Here is a 23,490-nt window from a genome sequence, read left to right as displayed (position 1 = left end):
GATGGAACTACATTCCTTTAATGCAGTTTATACATATTATAGCCGTCGTCAATTTACTTTCTTGTACTTATATTTTTGTTTTATTTTCTGGTTAAAAAAAGTTCCCATGGAACCTGAATTCTTCAGTAATTGGTAAGTTGTTTCAGGCACATTTTCAAAATCGTAAGTTGACCCCGACACAAAAGCAATTCTTAACGTGTGTGAATAAGAATCATAGTGCAGGCTTTTAATAACAGACGATGGCATTTTCAAAATTCTATCAGTAATCTTTAAAATTATTACGTATAAAACACGACGAAAAAGGCTGCCTTAAAAAGCAGCCTTTCAGGGATAGGTTAGCAATAAAAAGTTTTAGTGCTTCAATATTGTCTTGCTAATTTAACTGGTGCGTCTTTTCCTTTTTTTCGGAAGAAGAATTAGCATTCGTTTTTTTATGCTCCGCTGCAGAGGCGGAACTGCCTATTGATTTTTGTGATGTGTTACCTTCTTTTGACACCCTTATTTTATTTTCTACATTGCTAACGCCGGAAACTTCTTCTGCAATATCTTCTGCTAGTCTTTTCGATTGTTTGTCTGCTACATTTCCTGTTAAAGTAACTTCGCCGTTTAGCACCTTCACTTCTATGTCTGTGGCATCAAGGGTGCCCTCATCGCTAAGCCGGTCGTTGATGTCATCCTGAATTCTTTCATCTGAACGGTGGTAACCTCTTGGGCCTTTTCCCCGATGTTGGCCATTTCCGTTATTCCAATAGTTCCAATCATCCTGTCCGAAACCTCTGTTCCTATTTTCTGTACCCCTGTTTCCACCACCATAATTGCCATAAGACGATTGATCTCTGTAAGGTTGATAGGATCGTGGATTCCGTTCCTCGTACCCTCGGTTTTCCCTTCCATAATCTGAATTGTAAAAGCCACGGTTGCCTGGCACGTCATCGGTGTAATAGTCGTTATCGTAATCATTTCTCTGGCTTCGAATAGATGATCTGTTCATCCCACTTCGGGCATGTGTTTTGTCGTAATAATCGCCCTCATAGGAATCTCGCTCTCTATTCCCGTAATCTGAATTATAATTAGCGCCGCCTTCATAATAGTTGGCTGAGGGTGAATTGTATCCGCCCCGGCGATGGTTACTGTAGCCCTGGTTTTGCGACCTTCCAAATTCAGATTGTAAATATTGCGGACTATAGTTTTCTCCGTCCCGCCGGAAACCGTAATGCGATCTCTGGCTAACGTTATTCTGATTTGCATACCCGGCATCGTCATCATATTCCGAAAAATCATTTCTACCGGTATATTGATTATAACTGCCGCTACCCTGTCGGCCATATTCATTTTCATAACCGGAATTTCTGTTTCGGTTGCGATTGTTTTGATTGTTGTTTTTCATACTAAAAAATTTTTTGAGTTCAAGAAAATCGTTTTAAAAATTCTTCAAATAATGTGCCCTGCGGGTTTCGGTTGAATAGTTGATAGGTTTGTAGAATGCCGTCCACATAGCTGTTACTATGGCAAAATACTTGGCTCTGAACTGCTACAAATAGCCAAAGATTAATGGTTATGCTGTTTAATAAACAACTTAATAAATGGTTCCATCAATCTCAATCAAATAACTATTTTGGGTTATAGAATTCTTTCACGGTTTTCTTAAGACGCATTACTCCATGCAGCAAAATCTATCTGAATTAGTCATGCTAAAGCCGAGCTCCTTTTACCAACCGATTAAATATCAATAACTTCTTTGGTGTGATATTTGTTAATTTTTTTTCAATTTTTTGCCATCCAACATATGAGAAAAATTCTGGTTGTTGATGACGACAACGATATATTAACCGTTGTTGAAATAATACTGCGTATGCATAAGTTTGCCGTTAAAACCATCTCCAGGTGGGAAGATATTCATTCTTCTCTACAGGTTTTTTCCCCTGATTTAATTTTGCTTGATGTGGCGCTGGGAAGCGCTGACGGGCGCATAATCTGTAAGAAATTGAAGCAGTCAATCGAAACTACGCATATCCCTGTCATCCTGTTTTCAGCTCATTATGATTTGGTAAACAGTATACACGAGTTTATGGCGGATGGGATTGTGACGAAACCTTTTGAAACATCTTATTTGGTGGAGACTATCAGGAAGCATATTGCCTGAATGTTTTATTTACTCAGCTGCTTAAGGCTATTTTTTATTTATGCGTAAAATAATACCCACTCCGGTTCATGTCCAGCCAGTTCAATTGCATGCTCGTAAGAATTATTTTAAATATTCTCATTAAAAAGTTTTTATGAAAAACAGGATCATTTTTGTATTTATTTTTTTGACAATTTCCTATTTGGTAAAAGCGCAGGATACTTCAGGCGTATCAAAGCTTCTCAATCTTTCATTGGAAGAATTAATGAACATTAATGTAGTCACCGCTTCCGGTTTCATGCAAACAGTATCCGAAGCCCCGTCAACTATTACAGTTATTACGGCACAGCAAATCAGGGAAAGAGGATATGAACAGTTAGAAGATGCTTTGCGTGACGTGCCGGGTATCGACATGATTCATATAAACGGCTATGCGCCAACGCTATTTTATTTTAGAGGAATGTATGGAGCGGAAAATTTAAGAGCGTTGTTAATGATAGATGGAATAGCCGAAAACAACATTCTTGGAAGTAACGATTTAGCAGGGCCTGCATACAGCCTTCACAACATAGAACGAATCGAAATTATTTGGGGTCCGGTTTCAGCATTGTATGGCGCTAATGCATTTGGGGGTGTAATTAACATGATCACAAAAAAAGGCCAGGATATTAGTGGGATTCATGCGGAGCAGGGCTTCGGCAGCTTTAATACTTCCTTTGAAAAATTTAATCTTGGGTTAAAAAAATCAAAATTTGAATGTGCATTAGCAGGGACATTGTTTAGTACTGATGGTCCTAAGTTTGCCAACCGCGATCCAAATTATTCGGGCTCTTATGTGAACAAAGCTTATTCACTTATTGGCAGTGTTAGTTACTACGCAAAAAAATCAGTTACCACTTTTGGCTACCGCACTTACAGAACACCGATGGGGTGGGGAACCTATTCCAATAGCCCCACCACCTATTTAAGGCTTCCATCACAAGGATATGGAAACAGCGGTATCGTAGGCGTAATACAAAGTAATATCAGGGGCGGAAGATCAGGATTGGATGATGCATTTTTGCGAACTACTTATATTCAAAATGAATGGAAGCCAAATGAAAAGTTTAATATTCTCTCCCGCATATTCTATCGCGAAACAGGGACGGCAGATGATTCCTACATTTATGTAACGGCCAACGGTACAAAACTTATCTGGCTGCCAATAACAAGTTATTCTAACCGGATTGCGGGAACGGTGACCTTGAATTATTCACTTTCAAAAAAGCACCAATTTAGTGCAGGTATTGAAGTTGATCGGGATAACGTAGAGAGAGGTGCCCGAAAGACTACGTTCGATATTAATACAATTTATCTAATAGATGGAGTTGATACAGTAACAAATATCCATGCAACTTTTTTACCCCGGCAGTATGATATTCGAACAACTGTTGGGAGCTTTTTTCAATACAACCTGAGCACAAACATATTAGGCAAAACCAATTTTACATTTGGGGGCCGCCTCGATTATAATAGTTATTGGGGAAATGCATTAAGTCCCCGTATTGCCGTTGTAAACCAACAGGGAAAAAACCTTACGTTCAAGTTGCAGTTTGGCAGAGCATTTCGGGCGCCAACCAACCTGGAAATATATCAAATAACACCAGATAGCAACTTTCATCTAAAAAAAGAACAAATAACAACCTATGAGGTAAATGCTATTTATTCGCCCTCGAAAAAAGTGCGATTACAACTAAATGGTTTTCGTAATGAACTATCAGATGTTATTGCATTAACACTTCTTCCGAATCCATTGATACCAGACAAAAACCCGAGTTCTATTAGCATTAATGGTGTTGAAGGAATTTTGAATGCTGACATAACTGCGGATATTACAGCTTTTGCAAATTTTACTTACCAATATGCATGGGTAAAAAACCTTGTTACTCATAATTCCCGAAAACTTGCGGGCGTGGCTAATGTAAAAGGAAATGCTGGTGTCACAATGCATTTAGATAATTTTTTTACGGTTAGCGTTAGCGGTAACTGGGTGGGTGCCCGACCGTCGCCCCATACAGACCCTTACGGTCCGGTAAAAGGCTATTTCCTGACTAACTTAACAGTTGCCAGCAAAAGATTATTTAATAACAAGATTACAGTGAGCCTGGATATTCATAATCTTTTTAACGTAAAATGGCTCGATCCCGGATTTCGCACAGCAGACGGATTTTTATATGCTACGGTGCTCGAGCAACCGGGAAGCAATGGCTTAATAAAAATAGGAGTTGATTTATAATTATTTACCAAGACCTATGTAATGAGATTAATATAATCCAATTAAAAGATGTTTAAAAGACTCCTGTTTATTGTAATAATGTGTTATGGCTCTGCGACTGTAATGGCGCAGAAACGGGAAGTTGAAGCAAATCTCAAAGCAGTATTTATTTATAATTTCATAAAGTATATCGATTGGAACGCTCCTGTTGATGACTCGTTTATTATTGCTGTTATCGGTGCTTCACCGGTGTACAGTTCTCTTCAGGAAATTGCGAAAGATGAAACAGTAAATGGAAAAAAAATTATTGTTCTTCATTTTAGTAGTCCGGACGATATAACTCATTGCAATATTCTTTTTATCCCCGCAAGCACTCAGTACTCACTTTCATCAATTTTGGCAAGAATAGGAAAGGGCACCCTCACCATAAGCGAGGAACCCGGATATGCCGAAATGGGTACGGCATTTAACTTTGTACTGGCCAGGGACAAACTTAAATTTGAAGCGAATCTAAATGCAATTGATGCCGCAGGATTAAAAGCCAGTTCGCAATTATTGAAACTAGCGATTATTGTAAACCAAAAATGAAAGATTTTATTACTCTTAAACCACACACTATTGTTTACGTTGCGTAGGATATCAATTCGCGGGAAGCTCATTTTAATGCAGGTTTTTACCAGTGTAATTGTTTTAGGGCTTTGTTTTACGGCCTTTGTTGTTTCGCACATTAAAGATTACAAAGTGCGCAAGGTTAAAAGTATGATAAGTCTTGCAAGGGTAATAGGCACTAACAGTATTCCAACTTTTCAGTTCAGGGATAATGAGTATGCCAAACAGATTCTCGATGATCTCGAGCAGGTTTCCCCCGAAGTTCTAAATGCATCCATTCTAGACAAACAAAAGAATGTTTTTGCAAATTATACCAGGCCAGGGGCAGATACTTTTCATTTTACTTTACCCTCCCCAGGTACTGAACAGTTTAAATTTACCAACAATAATCTTTTCATCTATAGCAGCATCATCAATAATAAAGACATACTGGGCACAGTGTGCCTGAGAACTGATCTTAAAGAATTAAACGACATAAAAGCCACCCAATATAGCATTGCATTAATAATACTTATCGTGGGTGTTGGCCTTTCCTTTTTTATTGCGTTTATTGTTCAACGTTATATTTCGAAACGGATTTTGAAACTTGCAAACGTTATGAAAGAAGTAAATGACACGGGCAATTATAAAAAGCATGTAGATGATCCGGACAAAGACGAAATCAGCACACTAGCCCACATGTTCAACCAGATGATGGAACAAATTTTTATAAGTCAGCAAAAAAAGGATGAATTTATAGCTGTTGCCAGCCATGAACTTAAAACCCCGCTAACAAGTATTAAAGCGTATCTGCAGGTTCTGGAATCTATTGAAAGCGATGAAACCAACAAAAAATATGTTAATAAGAGTCTTGAAAGTGTAAATAGGTTACAGCAGCTTATATACGATCTTTTAGACGTATCAAAAATTCAGAGTAACCAACTCTATCTCAACATTACGGAATTTAACGTTGATAATTTTATTGATGATGCTATTGCGGAATTTCAATTTGTGGCAGGCAATCATAAGATTTTTAGAAGTGGGGCAGAAATTAGTCACACCATAGACGCAGATCGGCAACGCCTTGAACAGGTTCTGACAAATCTTTTGTCTAATGCTGTAAAATACTCCCCTGATTCAAAAGAAATAATTGTACATACGGAAAAGCATGACCAGGAATTGCTCGTAAGGGTAAAAGATTTTGGATTTGGAATAGCGCCGGAAGAATTGAATAAAGTCTTCGAACGTTTTTACAGAACGAAAACTAACTCGATTCTCATTTCCGGTTTTGGCCTGGGCCTTTATATATGCAAGGATATTATTAAAAGGCACCATGGTAAAATATGGGCTGAAAATGATAAAAATGGAACCTCTTTTTATTTTTCGTTGCCGCTCAAAAACCCGGTCAAATCAAAATAAAAATTTTGAGTCAGCATGAAACATTAATTCCCGGTTCCTTTAACAAGTTGGCAGCTTCCCTTGTAACTTTCCATTGAGGAAATATCTTGCCCCGCATTTTGACATTTTCGATAACAATAAGACCACGTTTTACGAGCGCCGTGAAAGAGCCATCAATATCAACGGGCCCAATCGGTTGATTTGTATTTTGTTTCCTGCACGCGAGTTCCAGCGTCTTTATCATTACTCTACTAAGAGAATTTTTTCGTTCTTTACGTTTCATCGACGAAATGAATATTGGTTCGTTAATGAAGTTGATAATTATATTACCACAACTACTTTGCCGCAAATGAATAACAAGTCCAGTGATGACCGGATTATAATAGTTTGTCCTGAACATTTAACAGAGAAAACATTGAAGGCCGATGGCTATTCCATTATTTTATGAACGCTAAAGCTTTCTCTGTGGCAGATGAAATATACATTAGTTTTTTTACCATGTATAATTTCTTTATTTTAATGAGAGATATTTTTCCGCATAAAGCCGAGAACCTAAAGGTCATTTTGATTACAAGGGTAAATGTTGCGTTCATTGCAATAATAACTCTGGCGCCTGTCGCATATCTACCCGGTGATTGACCTTGGCTGTTTTAATGACCTGGAATTTTTTACGATTATATTTAAATTTGAATTAAAGTTTGGTATTAGCGTTGCTCTATGTTAGTAAAAAAAATATCTAATGACAAAAAAAATACCTGCAAAAAAAAAGGATTCACAAAAACCTGGTCCGGCTAAATGGTCTAAAAAGGTGACAGAACAAAGCAATGCAATGGATCTTGAAAAGGATGTGTTTACGTTAAAAGACCCGACGAAAATTGCGAAATCCATTAAAAGATCAGCGGAAAAAAGTAAAAGAAGAAAAGCGGAACCTTTTCAATCTGCAATGTCGATGATTAATTTTTACGAGAACCGCGGCGGCAAAAATATCCCTGCTGCCCAAAGGAAGATTCTGGATGCATCAAAAGAAGAGCTGAGAAAGCTATATGGAAGAGACACAGAATAAAATAATTGAGGTCAGTTCTTCATGGAGAAAAAAGGTATCGACTCAACTTTACGTAATTTATCGTCGATAAAAAATTTTTGCGCCATTTTGGGCAGATAAAAATTAGCTGCTTTAAATATATGTTCTAATTTACTTATTATTTTTTAACCTCAAAGACGCCGGTAATGGAAAAAGCTTTCCAATCTCTTGATTATTCCTTCAAATATTTTGATGCTCTTTTTTCGAATACAGTTCAAAACTGCATTTTGTTGCTCGATGAAAAAGGTATCGTGATTTCGATTAATGATGCCTTTGCAACTTGTTTTGGCTATACGCACCAGGATGTTGCTGGAAAATATCTCTCGATGTTTTTTACGGACGATGATATCAAAAAAGGAAAACCCGAAATCGAAATTCAAAATGTATTAAAAACAGGTCAGTCATTTGATAATAATTACCTGGTGAGGAAAGATAAAAGCATTACCTGGGTTTCAGGAGAATCAATCCTGGTAAAAAATGAACAGACTGCTATAAGAATTTTAAAAGTTATACAGGATATTGATGTCCAGAAGAAATCGGAAGAGCGGTTTACCCGTCTTGGCGAACTCAATGCGAAAATTCTTATGTCAATTGAAGACGCAGTTGTTGTGTTAGACCGGCATTTAAATATTCTGGATGTTAATGCATCATTTAATGCAATCTTTAAAATAAGTCTCAAGAAGGGCGTCCCACTGAATTTCAGCGAAGTAATTAAGCGATTCAACATATCGGGAGAGTTTCTGAAAAACATTAATGAAACCTGTCTTTCTAATAATGGTTTCAACAATTATCCATTAGAAATCGAAACGGCGCCCAATGTGAAAAAAGTTTTTGACGTAAGCTGCAATTTAATGTCATATAGCAGCGAAGACCTAAAGCTAATTATTATTATGCATGATATTACGGTGCATAAGGATCTGGAAAGAGAGCGGGAAGATGTGATAGGATTTGTAGCCCACGAACTTAGAAACCCATTGGCAAATCTTGTTTTGTGCAATGAATTGCTGGGAGAATTGATAAAAGAAAATGATACAAAATCAATTGACGATTTGTTGCAGCGGAGTAAGAACAATGTTATGAGGTTAAATAAATTGATCGGCGAACTGTATGATGCTGCTAAAATGAAATCCGGTAACTTAAAACTTAATATAACGACATTCAATTTCCAGGAAATGATACAGGAAGCAATAGGAACTGTAAAAGTCTTGCACCCTTCTTATAATATCGTTGTTAAAGGGAACGGGAATATTGAAACTAACGGTGATCGGTATAGGTTAATCCAGGTAGTTACCAACTACCTGAGTAATGGAATAAAATATTCTGATGGCAATAATGAAGTTCAACTTCATATTACTTTTACAAATAAATTTATTACTGTTTCTGTAAAGGATCATGGCCTGGGCATATCTCAAAAACAATTGCCTTTTATTTTTGATCGTTTTTTCCGGGCCGAAAAGACAAGAAACCTGGAAGGAATAGGCCTGGGATTATATATTTGCCGACGGATAATTAATGCACATAATGGAGAAGTTTGGGCAGAAAGTGAAGAAGGCAAAGGCTCAACTTTCTATTTTTCAATCCCGTGTGTTTAATGATTTTTATGGCATGCCTGTTGATTTGTTTATGATAAATGCTTTATGAAAACAATCCTTTTAGTCAATAATGATTTTGACACGATGAGTCTTATTAAGAGATGGTTGGAGATAAAAGGTTACAAAGTTAGATTTACGGATAGTCGCCGCGAAGCATTAAGGCTAATGAAAGAATGTAAGCCTTCTCTTGTTATAATAGACATTTTACAGCATGTAGTTTTATTTGACATTAAGGCACAGCGGGAATTTGATCATGTTCCGATACTTTTAATGACGGGTTATACTTCTACTTACACGCCAAAAAAGCTTCCCGCCGATGACTCAATTGAAAAGCCATTTGATCTGCCATTATTTGAAAGAAAAATAAAAGCCCTACTGGATCATAAAGTTGAGGCATAAACGAAGTTACGCGTTGTTTTTTTGCTGCCGTATTATACCGCCGGGATTTGCAATAAAACGAAAAGGCCAGATGTATATCTGACCTCTATTTCGAAAAACCAATGTCCATTTTTATGAGACATCGATATTAAGACCTCATAAAAAACATGCCAAATTTTATTCACTATTCATTTTGGTTAATATGGGAGAGAGCAAATTTATCAGCGCACCTTTTTGGCTAATTTATTTTACCGGTTGTCGTAAGAAGTGTGCGAATTCCGAAATCGTGGATTAATAGATACACCAACTTATTTTTTGTGTCTCTATTGTGTAGTTACGGAACCAGGACGCAGGGATTTAATATTCAAGGGCATATTTTGTCACTTACCATTTTTACAAGAATATTTATGTCAAATGGTTTTTGAATAAAGCCATCCGCCTGGCAACTTCTGGCGATGTCTTCGAGACCACCGGTCGCAGAAAATAGAACTACGGGGATTTTGTTCGTTGTTGAATTTTTTTTTAAACGTCGTATCGCCTCGTCGCCTCCTAGGGGTGGTATTTTTAAATCCAATAAAATAACATCGGGGCTGGTATCAATTACATCCTGAATGATTTCATTGCACCGCGTCCTTGTTTCAACAAAATATCCCGCCCTCTCGAATATAAGAGTGCAGGGTACTAAAATACCATCATTGTCATCGACTATAAGAATTCTTTTCTGCATTACAATTCAATATTTGCGCATGCCAACCGTGAACTATAAATGATCTTCGAGGTAACGCCTGCCCTTTAACGTAAGAAGAACGCACATAAAGCGCTTCCCATCACTGTCTTCAATAAAATCTGCTCTTAATAAACCCCTGTCAACGAGACCCTTTGCGCCTTTTTCCATTGCCTTACAAGGAAACAAATCCAGCATTTCCCTTTCGTGACATTCCATCAGGCATTCAATCATAGAAGTGGTTAACGGTCTTTCGGTGTCAGTTGTGGTTCTATACATATTGTAAACTTTTTTAAAGTTTAAAATTTTATATAAATAATACAATTAATACAATTAATACAGTAAAACATTTCATGAAACCGAGCTGAAGAAACCCAAATCCTGTCTCCAAATAATCAAAGTAAATGCCAAAATGTTTAATATAACAAAATTTAAAAGAAATCCATTTTAGAACCAATTACTACATTCGCATGATATGAATATACATGTCAAGAACATGTAATTATAGCAATAGCTGTGCTGATAAAATATATTTGAGCGCGAACATTTATTATTTGGTTATGACAAATCTTAAACTGCCGATTAAACGAATAAAATTGAGAATACGATGCAAATTCCAAAATAAAATGACTGAGATTGAATGTTTGACCGGTACTTTAAAAAAATGGACTTACGTCTAAAAATAAGATAAGAGACTATTTTACATTTCACCATTATTCTACAAAAACCCATAAGCGTTTGCAGCTTCGGGATTAACGGAAGATTCGGCTACGCTGGTTAACTTTTCATCTACTCCTTTTTCCCCTGTAAAAAGTTGCGCTTAATAAATATCAAACCTGATTGATTACTTAAATAATCGGAATGCCATAATAATGGCGCATTGCAAGGATTGCGTTCTTTCTACAAAGACATCTTAGTGAGTATTTCTTTACACATATCTGCACTGTGTTAAAAGCGATGTCAAAATTTTTGATCTTATTGTGTTTTGTCGGAAGGCGATCACTTCATCTTCGTGGTCTAAAAAATTTCAATAACAATATGGCTTGCGAAAACTCCAGAGATGGTTCAGAGGACCGACAATTGTCGTGCACAATCGCCAAATCTGGTGCGATTGATCTAACAAAAGCTTAAACCAATCAAAAATAAATTATGGATTTAAGGTATGGCAAGACGTTTATGGTCACCTAAAAGTTATCAATTGAGTTGTTATCGTCCTATTTCTGCGAAGCCAAAAAAGCTACGATGTCATTCATCTCATCTTTCTTTAATATGCCACCATAAGCGGGCATATTGGCTGCGCCGTTCACAATGCGTATTTCCATTTCTGGGTTCGATAGGCGTCTACCCACAAACGTTAGGTCTGGTCCTTTAAGGCCACCATAGCCATTTATTTTATGGCAATACTGGCAACCCTTCAAATAAAACAAATTGACGCCGTTTTGAATTTGTTTGTCAGGATTTTTAGCCTTAATACTTTTTATAGTTAGTGCTTCCGTTTTAAAATCGGGTGACCATGGCGCCCGAAAGCCTAAGATCAATAAACTTAGCATAAAAACGATCACACATATGCATCCAAATATCGCCCATGGACGCCTTATCGGGCTTCGCTCTCCCTTGTTTGAAATGAATGGTAATACTAATAAAAATATAACGGTGAGTACAGGGCCAATAACAATTACATACGACTCAATTTTTGGTGGCATTAAAGCAAAAAGCGCAAAGATGGGCAGCATGTACCAGTCAGGCGCAGGTGCTGCGTTTATCGAAGATGGGTTAGGTGGGTTAGTAAGTGCAGGCGGCCCAATAAATACGGCGAGTAATACGACAGCAATTACAACGATGGCGGAAAAAAAGGCGTCCCGCCAGGCAGCATCCGGCCAGAAAGGAACGCCCTTTTCTTTAAGCATATTATTATACCACGCCCTGTATGTCCGTGGATCAACAAGTCTTCCTTTTTTTGCAGGTTCGGAAATACCGTTCCTTATAACTAAGTACAAATGGTAACCCACAAACATAAAAATGAATGCCGGAAAGATAAATACATGCAAGGCAAAAAACCGACTAAGGCTTTGCCCGCCTAATGTATCGCCGCCAATTAAAAAACGTGCGGCAAACGTTCCTATAACGGGTATTCTTGACAACTGCTGCGCTGCCACAACAGCTGACCATACGCCATTGGAATCCCAGCGCAACAACTGCCCGGTAAAGCCCATGGCTATAGTAAGAAATAATAACAGGACACCGCTGATCCAACTCATTTCCCTGGGAAATTTATAAGAGGCGGTTATGTAAACCCGCATCATGTGGATGCCTACAAAAATAATCATGCCGGAGGCGCCATAATAATGAATACCTCTCAATGCATTCCCAAACTTTGCTTTGTTAGTAATGAAGTCGAGACTTTCATAAGCGCCCTGCGATGAAGGCTGGTAAAGGAATGCAAGCGCAATGCCTGTTACCACTTGTAATACAAAACAAAATAAAGTGGCGCTTCCAAAAACGTATGCCCATTTTGCTCCCGGTGGCACGGGGTGTTTTATGATGGGCAATATATTTTCCGTAATGCCGCTTCGGTCATCAAACCAATTCCATATTTTTTTTAAAACTCTTTTCATTCACTATGCAGTAATCTTTGTCAGTGGCAATGGCGCCGTTTCTATCTGGACTTCATCTTTATAAATTCTTATTTTATACTGGGTAAGGCGTTTGGGAGGAGGACCTGCTGCTACTGTTCCGTCTTTATAATAAACGCCACCATGGCACGGGCACATAAATAATTCGGCGTCTTGTTCCCAACGTACGGGGCAGCCAAGATGTGTACAATTAGCAGTGAAGGCGGTGAAGTCCGTTTCAGAATTTCTGCGTACCCAGGCGGCTGATTCCGCCGTTACGCCCGCATAAGGTTTAGGGTCTGCATTAATAAACTTAACAAGTGTAGTTGTATTAATTTTAAAATCTTTCAAAGAACCTACCCGTCTCCATGCCTGCGTCTTTTTTTCGAGTATGGGTTCCAGTAAGGAGCCAATTACGGGGATAGATGTTGCCAGCGCAGCAATGCCACCGAGTGCCAGGCTGATTCTTAATAGAAATTTTTTTCTGTCCATTTCATTTTTCATTTCTTAAATCGTTTATCCATCCTGCCAATGAAATAATAAATATGATCACACCCGCCAATGAAATAAGCCAAATCGTTAGCAGGCCCCAGGCTAAAAACATAATACCCATACCAAGAAAGAAAGGCCAATAAGTTGGTTTCGGCAGCTTTTCAGGACGTGCCTTTACCAGTTCGTTTGGAGCTATAAAAAATTCATTTTCATTCATGAGTTGGCAAGATTTTGATTGGTTGAAATATTGGTCGGTATTCCTTTCTCATTAAACCATTGTTTAAATAAGAACATAATTGCTATCAAGTACATAAAACAACAAGGCACCCACATTATTAATCCCGCCATTTGGCGGTCCATAGTGGCGCTTATTCTCCATTGATTTTTTATAACAGATGAAAATCCGTACGGATCCATTGGCATGTTATAGCTGTATGTACCTGCAGGTGCGAACGTGATTAATAAACCAAGCAATGAACAAAATATACAAGCGATAGAAAGATAGAAAACACCATGCATAGGTGCTATGCGATATTGAGGATAGGGATTTATAATGGGCCAGCTAAACAGCATTCCCGATAATAATAAACTGCCCGCATTAGCTATCGCCATATAATGTATGGATTGCACGTGGGCCACGTCATGCATAACCATCATTTGTTTGAAGATGTACGGTATATGCCAAAACCACATAATGCTTACGCCGATAAGCCAGCAAATGATGGGTTTCGTATATGTTTTCTTTGAAAACGACTTTATACTTTTCTTGAACCTGTTGTTAGCGGGAATAGCAGCAACTATTAGTGGCGCAGCAATTAAAAGCAATATGATATGAGCAACCATATGGGCGCTGAATAAATAATTTATTCCCAGAAAATGTAATGGAGAAGCAACAGCAATGATAAACATGATGAGTGCCGCAATGAAGTTGATAGTTTTTTTATAAAACCTGAACTCCGTCAGCAGCAAGTAAAAAAATACCAGGACAATCACAAAAATTATCATACCCGTATCCATTTGCCAATAAGAAAATAAACTATGCATACCCGTTATTTTAATATACCCAATTTGGGAAGAATATAAACAACTGTAAAAACCACCACCCATACAATATCTACAAAGTGCCAATACATACCAACCGTTTTTATAACGGACGATTTTTTCTCGCTGTTAAAATCTCCGGAGAAAGTAAGCCAAAGAATAATAGACAAAATAATGAGCCCAACAAACACATGGAATCCGTGAAAGCCGGTGAGTGTATAAAAACTTGTTCCAAAAAGGCTGCTGCTCATCGTGATCTTTTGCATTTCTATTAAATGAAAATATTCTTTGGCCTGTCCAAATAGAAATACTACCCCTAGCAGTATGGTAGCCATCAGCCACATTTTTAAGCGTTTTATGTTTCCTTCATTGTAATTTTTTTCTGCAAGCCAAAAAGTTCCGCTGCTGCTAAACAGAAATAAACTAAAGATGCCGGTAGATTTTATATCCAATGCCTGCTGCTGCCCGGGCTCAAAACCAGAAACATAAGAGAGGTAAACAAATGCCATGATCAACGACAGGAAGAACATGCCTTCCGTGCCTATTACCAACTTCATCATTAATTTATTATCCATTTCTATTTGTTATAAACCCAAAAATAATTTTTGTAAACTTCGTCTAACCGTCTTTGTTATCAGGATGTTTCAAGTCCCACAAAGGCCTTCTTCCATGCACCATCGGTACGGTATCAAAATTGATTACAGCCGGCGGTGATGACGTGTACCATTCCAACGTAAATGCATCCCACGGATCATTGCCAGCCTTTTTTCCATGGCGTAAACTTTTAAAAATGATATACACCAGCAAGATTACGGCGAGGCCCATCAACATAGCGCCCAGAGAAGAAATTCCATTTAACAGACCATACCATTTTAAATCAGGATAAGTATAAACTCTTCTTGTCATGCCAAGAATTCCTAAAATGTGTTGCACAAAAAAAGTTGCATTAAAGCCGATAACAAATAGCCAGAAAAACCATTTACCTTTTTTTTCATCCAGCATTCTCCCCGTCATTTTTGGAAACCAATAAAATAATCCTGATAACAAGCCAAAGATGCTGCCACCAATAAACACATAATGAATATGGGCTACTACATAGTAAGTATCGGTCAACTGCCAGTCCAGAGGAACAATGGCAAATGCAATGCCTGTTAAACCGCCGATCGTAAACTCTATTAAAAATGCAATAGCAAATAACATCGATACTTTAAAGCGAATGGTGCCTCCCCACATCGTCGCCAGCCAGTTGAATATTTTAATGCCTGTAGGGATGCCAATCAGCATACTGCTTGCAGAGAAAAATCCGTTGACCACTTCGCCTGAGCCAACAGCAAACATGTGGTGCATCCAAACGCCAAAAGCAAGCAACGCTATCGCCACTGTTGAAGCTGCAACAAAACCATATCCGAAAATAGCTTTAGCGGAAAACACCTGGAATACTTCTGAAAAAATACCAAACGCCGGCAAAATTAAAATGTACACTTCGGGATGGCCAAAGAGCCAAAACAAATGTTGCCAAAGCAATGCAGAACCATGAGTGGCTGTTGTAAAAAAATGTGCATCAAATTGCCGATCGAGTAAAAGCATGGCCAGCGCCGCATTTAAAGAGGGGAGTGCCGCTATAATTAGAAAAGAATTTACCAGCACCATCCATACAAAGAGTGGAAGCTTTTGCAACTTCATTCCTTTTACGCGGTAGTTTAAAATGGTTACAATCAAATTGATACTGGTTGTTACACTACCAATGCCCGCGACTAATAATCCGATGCAATAATAGTCGATGCCGCTGCTGGCTGAAAAATTCTTTTCGTTTAAGGGCGCATAGTTGAACCAGCCTGCATCAGGCGCACCACCTGATAAAAAACTAAAGAACAGCAACAGGCCACCAAATAGAGTGAGCCATAAACTGAAAGCATTCAACCTGGGAAAAGCCATGTCATTGGCACCGATCATCAGGGGAATCATGTAAACAGAAAAGCCGAATATTGCCGGCATCATCACAAAAAAAATCATCGTGGTGCCATGCATGGTAAACAGTTCATTATACATGTGCGGGCCTATAAATGTGTTGTTGGGCCAGGCAAGTTGAATGCGCATAAGCAGCGCCATAGCGCCGCCGAGAATAAAGAAAAGCAACGATACCAGCAGGTACATAATGCCCAGCTGCTTGTGGTCCACGGAAGATATCCATTGCAGTAACCCCTGGTCATTACTAACAGTTGTGCCCGGCAGTGCACTTTCAGGTTCCGGTATTTCTGCTACATCTCGCATTTATTTTAATTGAGTCATATAATGAACCAACGCATTAAGCGTGTCTTTGCTAAAAATGAAATCAGGCATTTTGCTGCCTGGTTTTATCGCCTGCGGGTGACTGATCCATTTATACAAATTATCTTCACTAACGGGCAGCATACCTGCAAGCATTTTTTTCCTGGAAAATAAGTGTGTGAGGTTGGGGCCAATGTTTCCGTTGGCATTAGTGCCGTCAATTTTATGGCAGTTAGCACAAGTAGCGCCCTGGAAAATTTCGTAACCTTTTAGGGAAAGAGAATCGGGTGGAGCTGCCGCCGCGGCAGCGTTTGCTTTCACCCAATTATTATAATCGTTTATATTTTGCGCAACCACATCTATTCGCATCCATGCATGTTGTGCACCACAAAATTCGCTGCATAAGCCTGAGTAGGTAGCCGTATCATTAATGTTCAACCACAGGTGATTGACAATGCCCGGAATACAATCCATCTTATTGCCGAGCGCCGGAATCCACCAGTCATGTATCACGTCTACCGAACGTAACGCAATCAAAATCTTTTTATGGATAGGTAAATGTATTTCATTAGCTGCAACGAATTTTGCGGAAGGATATTCCACTTCCCACCAGTACTGGTGAGCAGTGACAATTATGTCTGGTGAACGATAGACGTCAGTCTCCGGCTCTACACTGCTCATTACGGAAATTGTTTTATAGAAGAAAAATGCAACCAGTAAAGTTGGAATTCCAATCATAAAAGCTTCAAGCAAATTGCTGCTTGTAAACTTCGCCGCCGTTCTATTATCATCTTTTCTCTTCCGGTATTTAATGCACACATAAATTGTAAGCGACGTAACCAGCACGAACATACCTAATGCAGCAACATTGAAAGAATTATAAAGCCGGTATATCTTATCGGCCTGCTGCGAAGAAGGATGCAGCATTGATTGCAACAATATAACGGTATAGCATAGGTGTGTTTCGGGCATGCTGAGTATTATAAATTGTTTTTAACGATTGCAGCACCAATAATCAATCCACTTAACACGGCTGCGGCCATCCATTTATTTTTCTTGGCAAATAATATGGGACTTCCGTGTTTAGTATGTTTAGTGAAAGGCCCATGTGCGCCGTGATCTCCCGGGATACTTTCCCACAAATTGTTTTGCCGGTCGGGATCTTTTGGTTCGCTCGTCTGTTGACCTTTGTAACCGGTTTTTCCCAGGTATTTATCCAGCCACCCCGGAACTACTTTGTTACCGAGGATGGTTTTATAAGTCGGATAGCCATAAAAAACTTCGCGTTCATTATGCCTGGCTGCATATAAAACGGCTTCAGCAGCAGCTTCCGGCTGATAGATGGTGCCCATTGGCTTTGGTTTATTGGGTAAATAACTTTTTACAAAACCAAATTGGGTTGTATTCATCGCCGGCATCTGTACCATCGAAAGTTGCACATTGCTTTTATCATGAAATAATTCTGCTCTCAAAGATTCGAAGAAGCCATGAATGCCATGTTTGGCACCGCAATAGGCCGATTGCAAAGGAATACCTCTATATGCTAATGCAGATCCAATCAGGATTATTTTTCCCTGGTCGCGTGGCAACATTTTTTTTAATGCGGCCATTGTTCCATATACCTGGCCTAAATAAGTTACGTCAGTTACTCTTTTAAATTCATCAGCAGACATTTTTTTTAAAGGCCCAAAAACACTTACCATAGCATTATTGATCCAGATATCAATAGAGCCTAATTGCTCTTCTATCATATCTGCTGCTTTATCAACATCTGCTGCAATACTTACGTCGATAGGAATTACGAGGGCCTTGCTGCCCAATTGTTCCACTTCTTTTTTGGCGCCAAGTAATCCATCTTCGCCCCTTGCTATCAGTGCTACTTTAGCGCCTTCTTTTGCAAAAGCCCTGGCGATAGAACGGCCCAGGCCTGCTGATGCGCCGGTTATGACGACGACTTTATTTTTAAAATGTTTCATAGTTAAATATATTTTTTGATACGTTTTACATTGATTCTTTAATGCCTTTTTTTATCAGCCACCAGTTAACCGGGTAAGCTGTCACAAATCCCAGTAACATTCCTATCTGCATCATAAACCAAAATAGCGGATCTGTTGCTTCAAGTTTCTTATTAAAAATTATAAAAACTGAAATGGCCATCCATCCATACATTCCAACCTGCCAACTTGTAAGAGATAAGGTGTCAGCCTTCAACGCCGCCTTGATAGCTCTTGCTGCTGATATTTTTTTCATAGGTTTTATTGCGTAATACTGAAAAAGTATTCCGATTAAAAAAGCGATTACATAATCCACTAACCAGCTCCCGTATAATGCGCTTCCAAACAATGTGAATGAAAAAGACAAAAGACCAAACTCAGCAATGATGTCGCCTAAAGTGCAGCCGCTGCCGCAATGAAGCGTGCCTAACATAACACTTTGCCAAAACGGTTTTTTTTGCGTGTGTTCTTTATCGTTATGTTGATGTGGTGATTTGTTTTCTTTTGCGGATTTTCTGCCAATTCTATAATAGGCAATCAGCGCAAGCGGCCCGGCATATAGTGCAGTAACAGGCCAAACGATATTCATGATCCACATTTTTTGCGCATGGCCCATAAGCAGATTACCTAAAATAATTAACAGGCAAACGCCACTAACGCAAAGTGATAATATGGAGATAGAGCGTAACAAATTCAATCATTGGGTTTTTCTGAAATAATTGATACTGAAAAATTTTTGCTCTCCCATTGTTTTGCTTTATTCCAGAAGAATGTGAATTCAATTTCCTTTGCATTCTCATTTTGTGAATCAACGTCAGCTACAAACAAGGAGAGCCCCTTATCTTTCATATTGGCAGTGTTACTTGTTTTCCAATTATCATCTGTCCAATGTACTATGGCATTTGCTTTTGCCACTATGCGCAGTTTCTTTGATGAGTTCATCTTTTTAATTTGCATATCAAAACTCCACGTACTAAATCCGGATGACGTGTTTTGTTTTATATAGCGATCTACAGTTTGCGGTGGCATATCAAATACCTTTTTGCTGGCGATAGAAGCGCAAAGTTTTATATACTCTGCGTGCGCCCAGGTAAGTGGCATGGCGGAGCCGGAAGGTTTGCCAAAATACAATTCCTTTTCGGGTATATCACCGGTGTCCCATATTTGTTCAGAAATAAAACCATTAGATGAAAAAGCCTCCATGGCATGGAGAAGCTTTTTTGCACCGGGTATATTTCCGGCAGCCACTTCATAGTGGCCGCGTTCTCCCGTAAGCAAAGGCCAGGCTCTGCCTATACCGGTACCATCGTAAGGTTGTCCATTACTTTTTTCTCCGTATCCATCATTGTTATAGCGATGCCAGCATGGGCCATTAGGTGTATCCACCTTTAGTAAAGCATCAATCACCTTTATGGTATTAAGAATTTTAGGATCATTTGCGTCCCGAAGGCCAAATCTCACCAGCGCGAGTGCGTCCACACTTATTAGTTCGTTTATTTTCGTATTTCCCTCTCCGTTAGAATGATTTTTCAGATCGATAGATTCGTCGGTTAATTCCTGCGCCGCCCTATTTTTATATGGATTAATCCTTATGTAGTACCCGTCAACATCATGTTCTTTTGCAAGAGGAGTTCCGGTTACATACGCCCATGTGTCAATGTTACTATTCCACTCATCTGCTACTTCGCGGCAGTAGCTTGCCAACGCTTGTTCTTTATTAAATTCTGCTATGTCAGCGGCGGCAAGCATTCCTGCGATACTAACGGCAATGGTAAATGTTGAATAACCTTTCTCTTCTTCCCACCTGTCTTCCTGCGAAAAGGGACCATGATAAATTAAAAACGCGATGGCTTTTTTTATGCGGGGCCAGTATCTTTTTACGCGGTCAGCCTCCATCGATTTGTTTCGAATACAATGCCCGACAATTAAGATCGGGAAAGCAACCTGGTCTATTTGCAAACCTTTCCAATGCGCTTCGCCTTCGAGCCACATATTCTGCGGCCAGCTTCCATCATCTTTTTGTGTTGACATTAAATAATTCACTACACGTAGGGCGTCGTCAACAGCATTCATCGCTAAAAAGCCGCCGGCACTTTCTACCAGGTCTCGTGGCCATACTACGTGGTAACCTCCAGTGTCTTTATCGCTTTTGGTTTCACCCCAGGGAATGGACAGGCTGGCAAGCACCCCTCCCGGAAAAGTTTTTGCTTCATGGATACGCATAACGGTGGCGCTTATCCTGTAAAGTTTTGCTGTGAAATTCTTAAGGCCTTTTGTCCACGTTTGCCATCTATTAATGTACTGATCCTCTAAGTATTTGTATCCGTCTAAAAGGCTCCCAAGAGCATGATTGGAGGCTTCCCGGACGTTTCTTCCAAAGCCAATGGCAAGCGTAAATTCTGTACTTTCTGAAATGTCGATCTGGGCCATCAGGGCAATGTTACCATCTTCGGCCTTCTCATATTCCCATGTCATTTTTTTATGCAAGTGCAAATCCGTCCATCCATCCGATTTACCAACAAAGCCCACGGAACGCTTTACCCATTTATTGGAACAGCACAGGGCGAGACACAAACCATCGCGATATGCATACAGCATCGGCACTCCGTTATATTCGCCCGTCCAACCAGTGTTATTATTTCCATGATCATTTAAATGTGGAGTTAATAACACATGCACGTGATATTCTTCCGAACCCTTTTTCTTTGCGGTGAATGTTGTTTTTTGAATGACTGTGCTGCGCAAAGGGTCAGCAATAATTTCTTTGGTGATCCTGTACTTATCTTTAAGGCACGTGTTTACCATTTTATAAGCGGGCACACCTGGCTTCACCATTTTTATTTCATGCTTGCAATCTCTTTTTTCTTCAGAGAAAAAATCTGCATCGTTTGTTATAATTAATTCCATGTCCCGCATGCATGCAATGTCCTCCCTTGGATAATATACTTCATTGATGATGCCGTGACTTAGCGTAAAAGCTACCAGTGATGCAGTATCCAGGGCTTTTCCAATTCCTGATTTAGAGCTTGATGTCCATTTGGGTTTTATACCTGGCCAACCAGGTGCTGAAGGATTATGCATTTATTTTGTAAACTTTTATTTTATGCCCTGTTTTTTATTTTAAAAATTAATTACGTTGACGATCATTCAGTATAAGCGATTGTGGTTATCAAAGCATTTGCATTTTGCCTTGAATCGAGCCGCGTGTGCTGTACTACAATAGGTACATCTGATATAAACACGCTTGAATAATCTGTTCCTTTTGGTATCGCCTGGGGATCATCAAGATTATTAAATCGCACATGCTTTGTTCGTTTAGCCTCCACCGTTATTTTATAGGGGCCTACGGGGTCTTTATCCGAAAAATAAATCGTGATTTCTACATGAGCATCCTCATCAGAAGTATTTAAAATGCAGGCCGCTTCATGGCTGGTAAATTCAGGCTCGGGGCCATTACTCCAGCCCGGAATATATCCTTCAGCTATTGCCCAGGTTTTTTTTCCTATTGTCATTGTCCTAAATTTTATTCTTTTTAATTAATTAAATCAAACACTATTCCGGTGACTGCAGCATACACCGCATGATGAATAATATCAATTGCTATGTCTTTTGGTTTCCATTGGTTAACCGGCGGCGCAATATCCAATGCAGGTTCGATAGTTATAGCCGTTCCCCAGATGGCAGCCAGATGAAGTGAAGTAGCCGCAAAACCGGTAATGCCCGCCAGTGATAGCAAGCCCCGCAGAACGCCGTTGACGGAGCCGTAAGTGTAATGAATTTCATTTGAAAACTGTTCAGCATTTTCTTGGTCCGGATGAATGTGCAAGACTTTTTTAACTGCTTTAACTGTGGCCTGGCTGGGTTTTCTTCCCGTAAGTTTCATTTCTATCTTTTGTGAAATGGTCATTGCTATGGTACCTGCGCAACCTGCTATTAGTCCTTTGCCTATCGCTGCACCCAATGCCCCTAACGCAGTTGATTCGTGTGATTTGCTCTTCATAATGCTAACTATTATTTTTTGAGGTAAGGGATCTTGTAACCAGTAATACAACTATGCCCAATGCTGCACCTGCAACTACTGCTCTTTTTATCTTTTGTTTTGAAGTTGCTTTAAGCTTATTATGTTCCAGGTAATCTTTTTCCGGGTTGGGTTCAAAATAAGTTTTGTTTTGAAGGCCGATATCCAGCACCTGTGCTAAATGAAGCCCCTTGCGAGTCGTTTCCTGTTCTATTTGTTCGCGGCAACTAAATCCATCTGCTATAATAAATCCATTGCTATCAAAACTTCTTACGGCAGGTAATAAAACTCTTTCGCCTGCTTTTATCGATACATCATAATGATCACCTTTTTCATAACCAAAATAGCCAGCCATACCACAACATCCTGAATTTAATACTTCATAATCAAGCCCTGTTTTTTTTAGAAGACTTTCTTCGGAATCTAATTTCATGATCGCTTTATGATGACAATGTCCCTGTATAATGGCTTTGTTATTTATTGAAGGAACTTTAAAATCATGTGCTTGCTTTTCTAAAAATTCTCCTAACGTAAAAACTTGTTTTTTTAATCGCTTTGCATCTTCTCTTCGCGGAAACAGATTGCATAATTCATCCCTGAAAACTGCTACACAACTGGGTTCGAAGCCAACGATGGGTGTTCCTGCTACTATATCATCATGTAACGTTTCTAAAATGTCTACCAGCATTTTCTTTGCCTGCTTCAACATGCCAAAATCGTATAAGGGCCTGCCGCAACACAATATTTTTTTAGGAATGATTACCTGGTAACCGGCAGCTTCCAATACATTCACGCCAGCTACTAATGTTTCAGGTAAAAAGAAATTATTGAAGGTATCGGCCCAGATGATCACTTTTGGTTTAGTAATATTTTTTACATGCCTGTTCTTAAACCAATCTCTAAAGGTGCGTTCCGCAAATTTTGGAAT

At 39.1% G+C, this 23,490-nt stretch carries 25 protein-coding genes; 7 read left to right on the top strand and 18 right to left on the bottom strand.

Translation table 11 applies throughout. From position 1 onward, the window contains the following. Positions 1-48: 48 nt before the first annotated feature. Positions 49-246 carry a KTSC domain-containing protein gene (locus ACO1O5_RS02355; RefSeq protein WP_486268083.1) on the bottom strand — a complete coding sequence of 66 codons (198 nt, stop codon included), beginning with the start codon at positions 244-246 and terminating at the stop codon, positions 49-51. A 127-nt stretch (positions 247-373) separates the two neighbouring features. Then, positions 374-1,387 carry a BON domain-containing protein gene (locus tag ACO1O5_RS02350; RefSeq protein ID WP_486268081.1) on the bottom strand — a complete coding sequence of 338 codons (1,014 nt, stop codon included), beginning with the start codon at positions 1,385-1,387 and terminating at the stop codon, positions 374-376. Positions 1,388-1,786: 399 nt separating this feature from the next. On the opposite strand from ACO1O5_RS02350, the gene ACO1O5_RS02345 reads away from it, so the two are divergent. From ACO1O5_RS02345 to ACO1O5_RS02330, 4 genes are all read left to right on the top strand, one after another. Next, a complete protein-coding gene (locus ACO1O5_RS02345) occupies positions 1,787-2,143 on the top strand; it encodes a response regulator (RefSeq protein WP_486268079.1) in 357 nt (118 codons plus the stop codon). 133 nt (positions 2,144-2,276) lie between these two features. Next, positions 2,277-4,397, top strand: coding sequence for a TonB-dependent receptor plug domain-containing protein (locus ACO1O5_RS02340; protein WP_486268077.1), 2,121 nt, complete (start codon positions 2,277-2,279; stop codon positions 4,395-4,397). 48 nt (positions 4,398-4,445) lie between these two features. Then, positions 4,446-4,964, top strand: coding sequence for a YfiR family protein (locus tag ACO1O5_RS02335; protein ID WP_486268075.1), 519 nt, complete (start codon positions 4,446-4,448; stop codon positions 4,962-4,964). A 171-nt stretch (positions 4,965-5,135) separates the two neighbouring features. Beyond that, entirely contained in the window at positions 5,136-6,383 is a 1,248-nt protein-coding gene (locus ACO1O5_RS02330) for an ATP-binding protein (protein ID WP_486268073.1), read from the top strand. Positions 6,384-6,393: 10 nt separating this feature from the next. Here the strand turns inward: ACO1O5_RS02330 and ACO1O5_RS02325 are convergent, their stop codons facing one another. Then, positions 6,394-6,645 (bottom strand): hypothetical protein, encoded by a 252-nt coding sequence (locus ACO1O5_RS02325; RefSeq protein ID WP_486268071.1) that lies wholly within the window; start codon positions 6,643-6,645, stop codon positions 6,394-6,396. 456 nt (positions 6,646-7,101) lie between these two features. On the opposite strand from ACO1O5_RS02325, the gene ACO1O5_RS02320 reads away from it, so the two are divergent. From ACO1O5_RS02320 to ACO1O5_RS02310, 3 genes are all read left to right on the top strand, one after another. Further along, positions 7,102-7,425: a DUF3175 domain-containing protein gene (locus ACO1O5_RS02320; RefSeq protein ID WP_486268069.1), complete on the top strand. Its 324-nt coding sequence runs from the start codon at positions 7,102-7,104 to the stop codon at positions 7,423-7,425. Between the two features lie 164 nt (positions 7,426-7,589). Further along, a complete protein-coding gene (locus ACO1O5_RS02315) occupies positions 7,590-9,035 on the top strand; it encodes an ATP-binding protein (RefSeq protein WP_486268067.1) in 1,446 nt (481 codons plus the stop codon). Positions 9,036-9,080: 45 nt separating this feature from the next. Further along, complete coding sequence (locus tag ACO1O5_RS02310) at positions 9,081-9,434, top strand: response regulator (protein ID WP_486268065.1); 354 nt, start codon at positions 9,081-9,083, stop codon at positions 9,432-9,434. A 343-nt stretch (positions 9,435-9,777) separates the two neighbouring features. Here ACO1O5_RS02310 and ACO1O5_RS02305 read toward each other — a convergent pair whose 3' ends face one another. The 15 genes from ACO1O5_RS02305 to ACO1O5_RS02235 all read right to left on the bottom strand — a co-directional run. Continuing rightward, the gene (locus ACO1O5_RS02305; protein ID WP_486268063.1) at positions 9,778-10,140 is read right to left on the bottom strand and encodes a response regulator; all 363 of its coding nucleotides are present in this window, start codon (positions 10,138-10,140) and stop codon (positions 9,778-9,780) included. A 33-nt stretch (positions 10,141-10,173) separates the two neighbouring features. Beyond that, on the bottom strand, positions 10,174-10,416 hold the full coding sequence (locus ACO1O5_RS02300; RefSeq protein ID WP_486268061.1) for a hypothetical protein: 243 nt from the start codon (positions 10,414-10,416) through the stop codon (positions 10,174-10,176). A 935-nt stretch (positions 10,417-11,351) separates the two neighbouring features. Further along, positions 11,352-12,752: a cytochrome b N-terminal domain-containing protein gene (locus ACO1O5_RS02295; RefSeq protein ID WP_486268059.1), complete on the bottom strand. Its 1,401-nt coding sequence runs from the start codon at positions 12,750-12,752 to the stop codon at positions 11,352-11,354. A gap of 3 nt (positions 12,753-12,755) precedes the next feature. Continuing rightward, entirely contained in the window at positions 12,756-13,253 is a 498-nt protein-coding gene (locus ACO1O5_RS02290) for a QcrA and Rieske domain-containing protein (protein WP_486268057.1), read from the bottom strand. Then, positions 13,243-13,458 carry a hypothetical protein gene (locus ACO1O5_RS02285; RefSeq protein ID WP_486268055.1) on the bottom strand — a complete coding sequence of 72 codons (216 nt, stop codon included), beginning with the start codon at positions 13,456-13,458 and terminating at the stop codon, positions 13,243-13,245. Before ACO1O5_RS02285 ends, ACO1O5_RS02290 begins: the two co-directional genes overlap by 11 nt. Beyond that, on the bottom strand, positions 13,455-14,285 hold the full coding sequence (locus tag ACO1O5_RS02280; RefSeq protein WP_486268053.1) for a cytochrome c oxidase assembly protein: 831 nt from the start codon (positions 14,283-14,285) through the stop codon (positions 13,455-13,457). The genes ACO1O5_RS02285 and ACO1O5_RS02280 overlap by 4 nt, the downstream gene beginning before the upstream one ends. 5 nt (positions 14,286-14,290) lie before the next feature. Further along, positions 14,291-14,857, bottom strand: a complete 567-nt coding sequence (locus ACO1O5_RS02275) for a cytochrome c oxidase subunit 3 (RefSeq protein WP_486268051.1) — start codon at positions 14,855-14,857, stop codon at positions 14,291-14,293. 43 nt (positions 14,858-14,900) lie between these two features. Further along, a complete protein-coding gene (ctaD, locus tag ACO1O5_RS02270; protein WP_486268049.1) occupies positions 14,901-16,553 on the bottom strand; it encodes a cytochrome c oxidase subunit I in 1,653 nt (550 codons plus the stop codon). Next, on the bottom strand, positions 16,554-17,522 hold the full coding sequence (gene coxB / locus ACO1O5_RS02265; protein ID WP_486268047.1) for a cytochrome c oxidase subunit II: 969 nt from the start codon (positions 17,520-17,522) through the stop codon (positions 16,554-16,556). Positions 17,523-17,530: 8 nt separating this feature from the next. Further along, positions 17,531-18,526 (bottom strand): SDR family oxidoreductase, encoded by a 996-nt coding sequence (locus ACO1O5_RS02260; protein WP_486268045.1) that lies wholly within the window; start codon positions 18,524-18,526, stop codon positions 17,531-17,533. Positions 18,527-18,551: 25 nt separating this feature from the next. After that, positions 18,552-19,241 carry a DUF4396 domain-containing protein gene (locus ACO1O5_RS02255; RefSeq protein ID WP_486268043.1) on the bottom strand — a complete coding sequence of 230 codons (690 nt, stop codon included), beginning with the start codon at positions 19,239-19,241 and terminating at the stop codon, positions 18,552-18,554. After that, the gene (locus ACO1O5_RS02250) at positions 19,238-21,625 is read right to left on the bottom strand and encodes a glycoside hydrolase family 15 protein (RefSeq protein WP_486268041.1); all 2,388 of its coding nucleotides are present in this window, start codon (positions 21,623-21,625) and stop codon (positions 19,238-19,240) included. Before ACO1O5_RS02250 ends, ACO1O5_RS02255 begins: the two co-directional genes overlap by 4 nt. Before the next feature lie 62 nt (positions 21,626-21,687). Beyond that, positions 21,688-22,056 (bottom strand): sensory rhodopsin transducer, encoded by a 369-nt coding sequence (locus tag ACO1O5_RS02245; RefSeq protein ID WP_486268039.1) that lies wholly within the window; start codon positions 22,054-22,056, stop codon positions 21,688-21,690. Between the two features lie 20 nt (positions 22,057-22,076). Continuing rightward, complete coding sequence (locus tag ACO1O5_RS02240) at positions 22,077-22,544, bottom strand: hypothetical protein (protein WP_486268037.1); 468 nt, start codon at positions 22,542-22,544, stop codon at positions 22,077-22,079. Positions 22,545-22,548: 4 nt separating this feature from the next. Next, positions 22,549-23,490, bottom strand: a 942-nt coding sequence (locus tag ACO1O5_RS02235) for a (Fe-S)-binding protein (RefSeq protein ID WP_486268035.1), incomplete at its 5' end; no start/stop codon positions are given.

The sequence above is a fragment of the Ginsengibacter sp. genome, from assembly GCF_057362405.1.
This window is presented reverse-complemented; position numbering and strand designations above follow the sequence as displayed.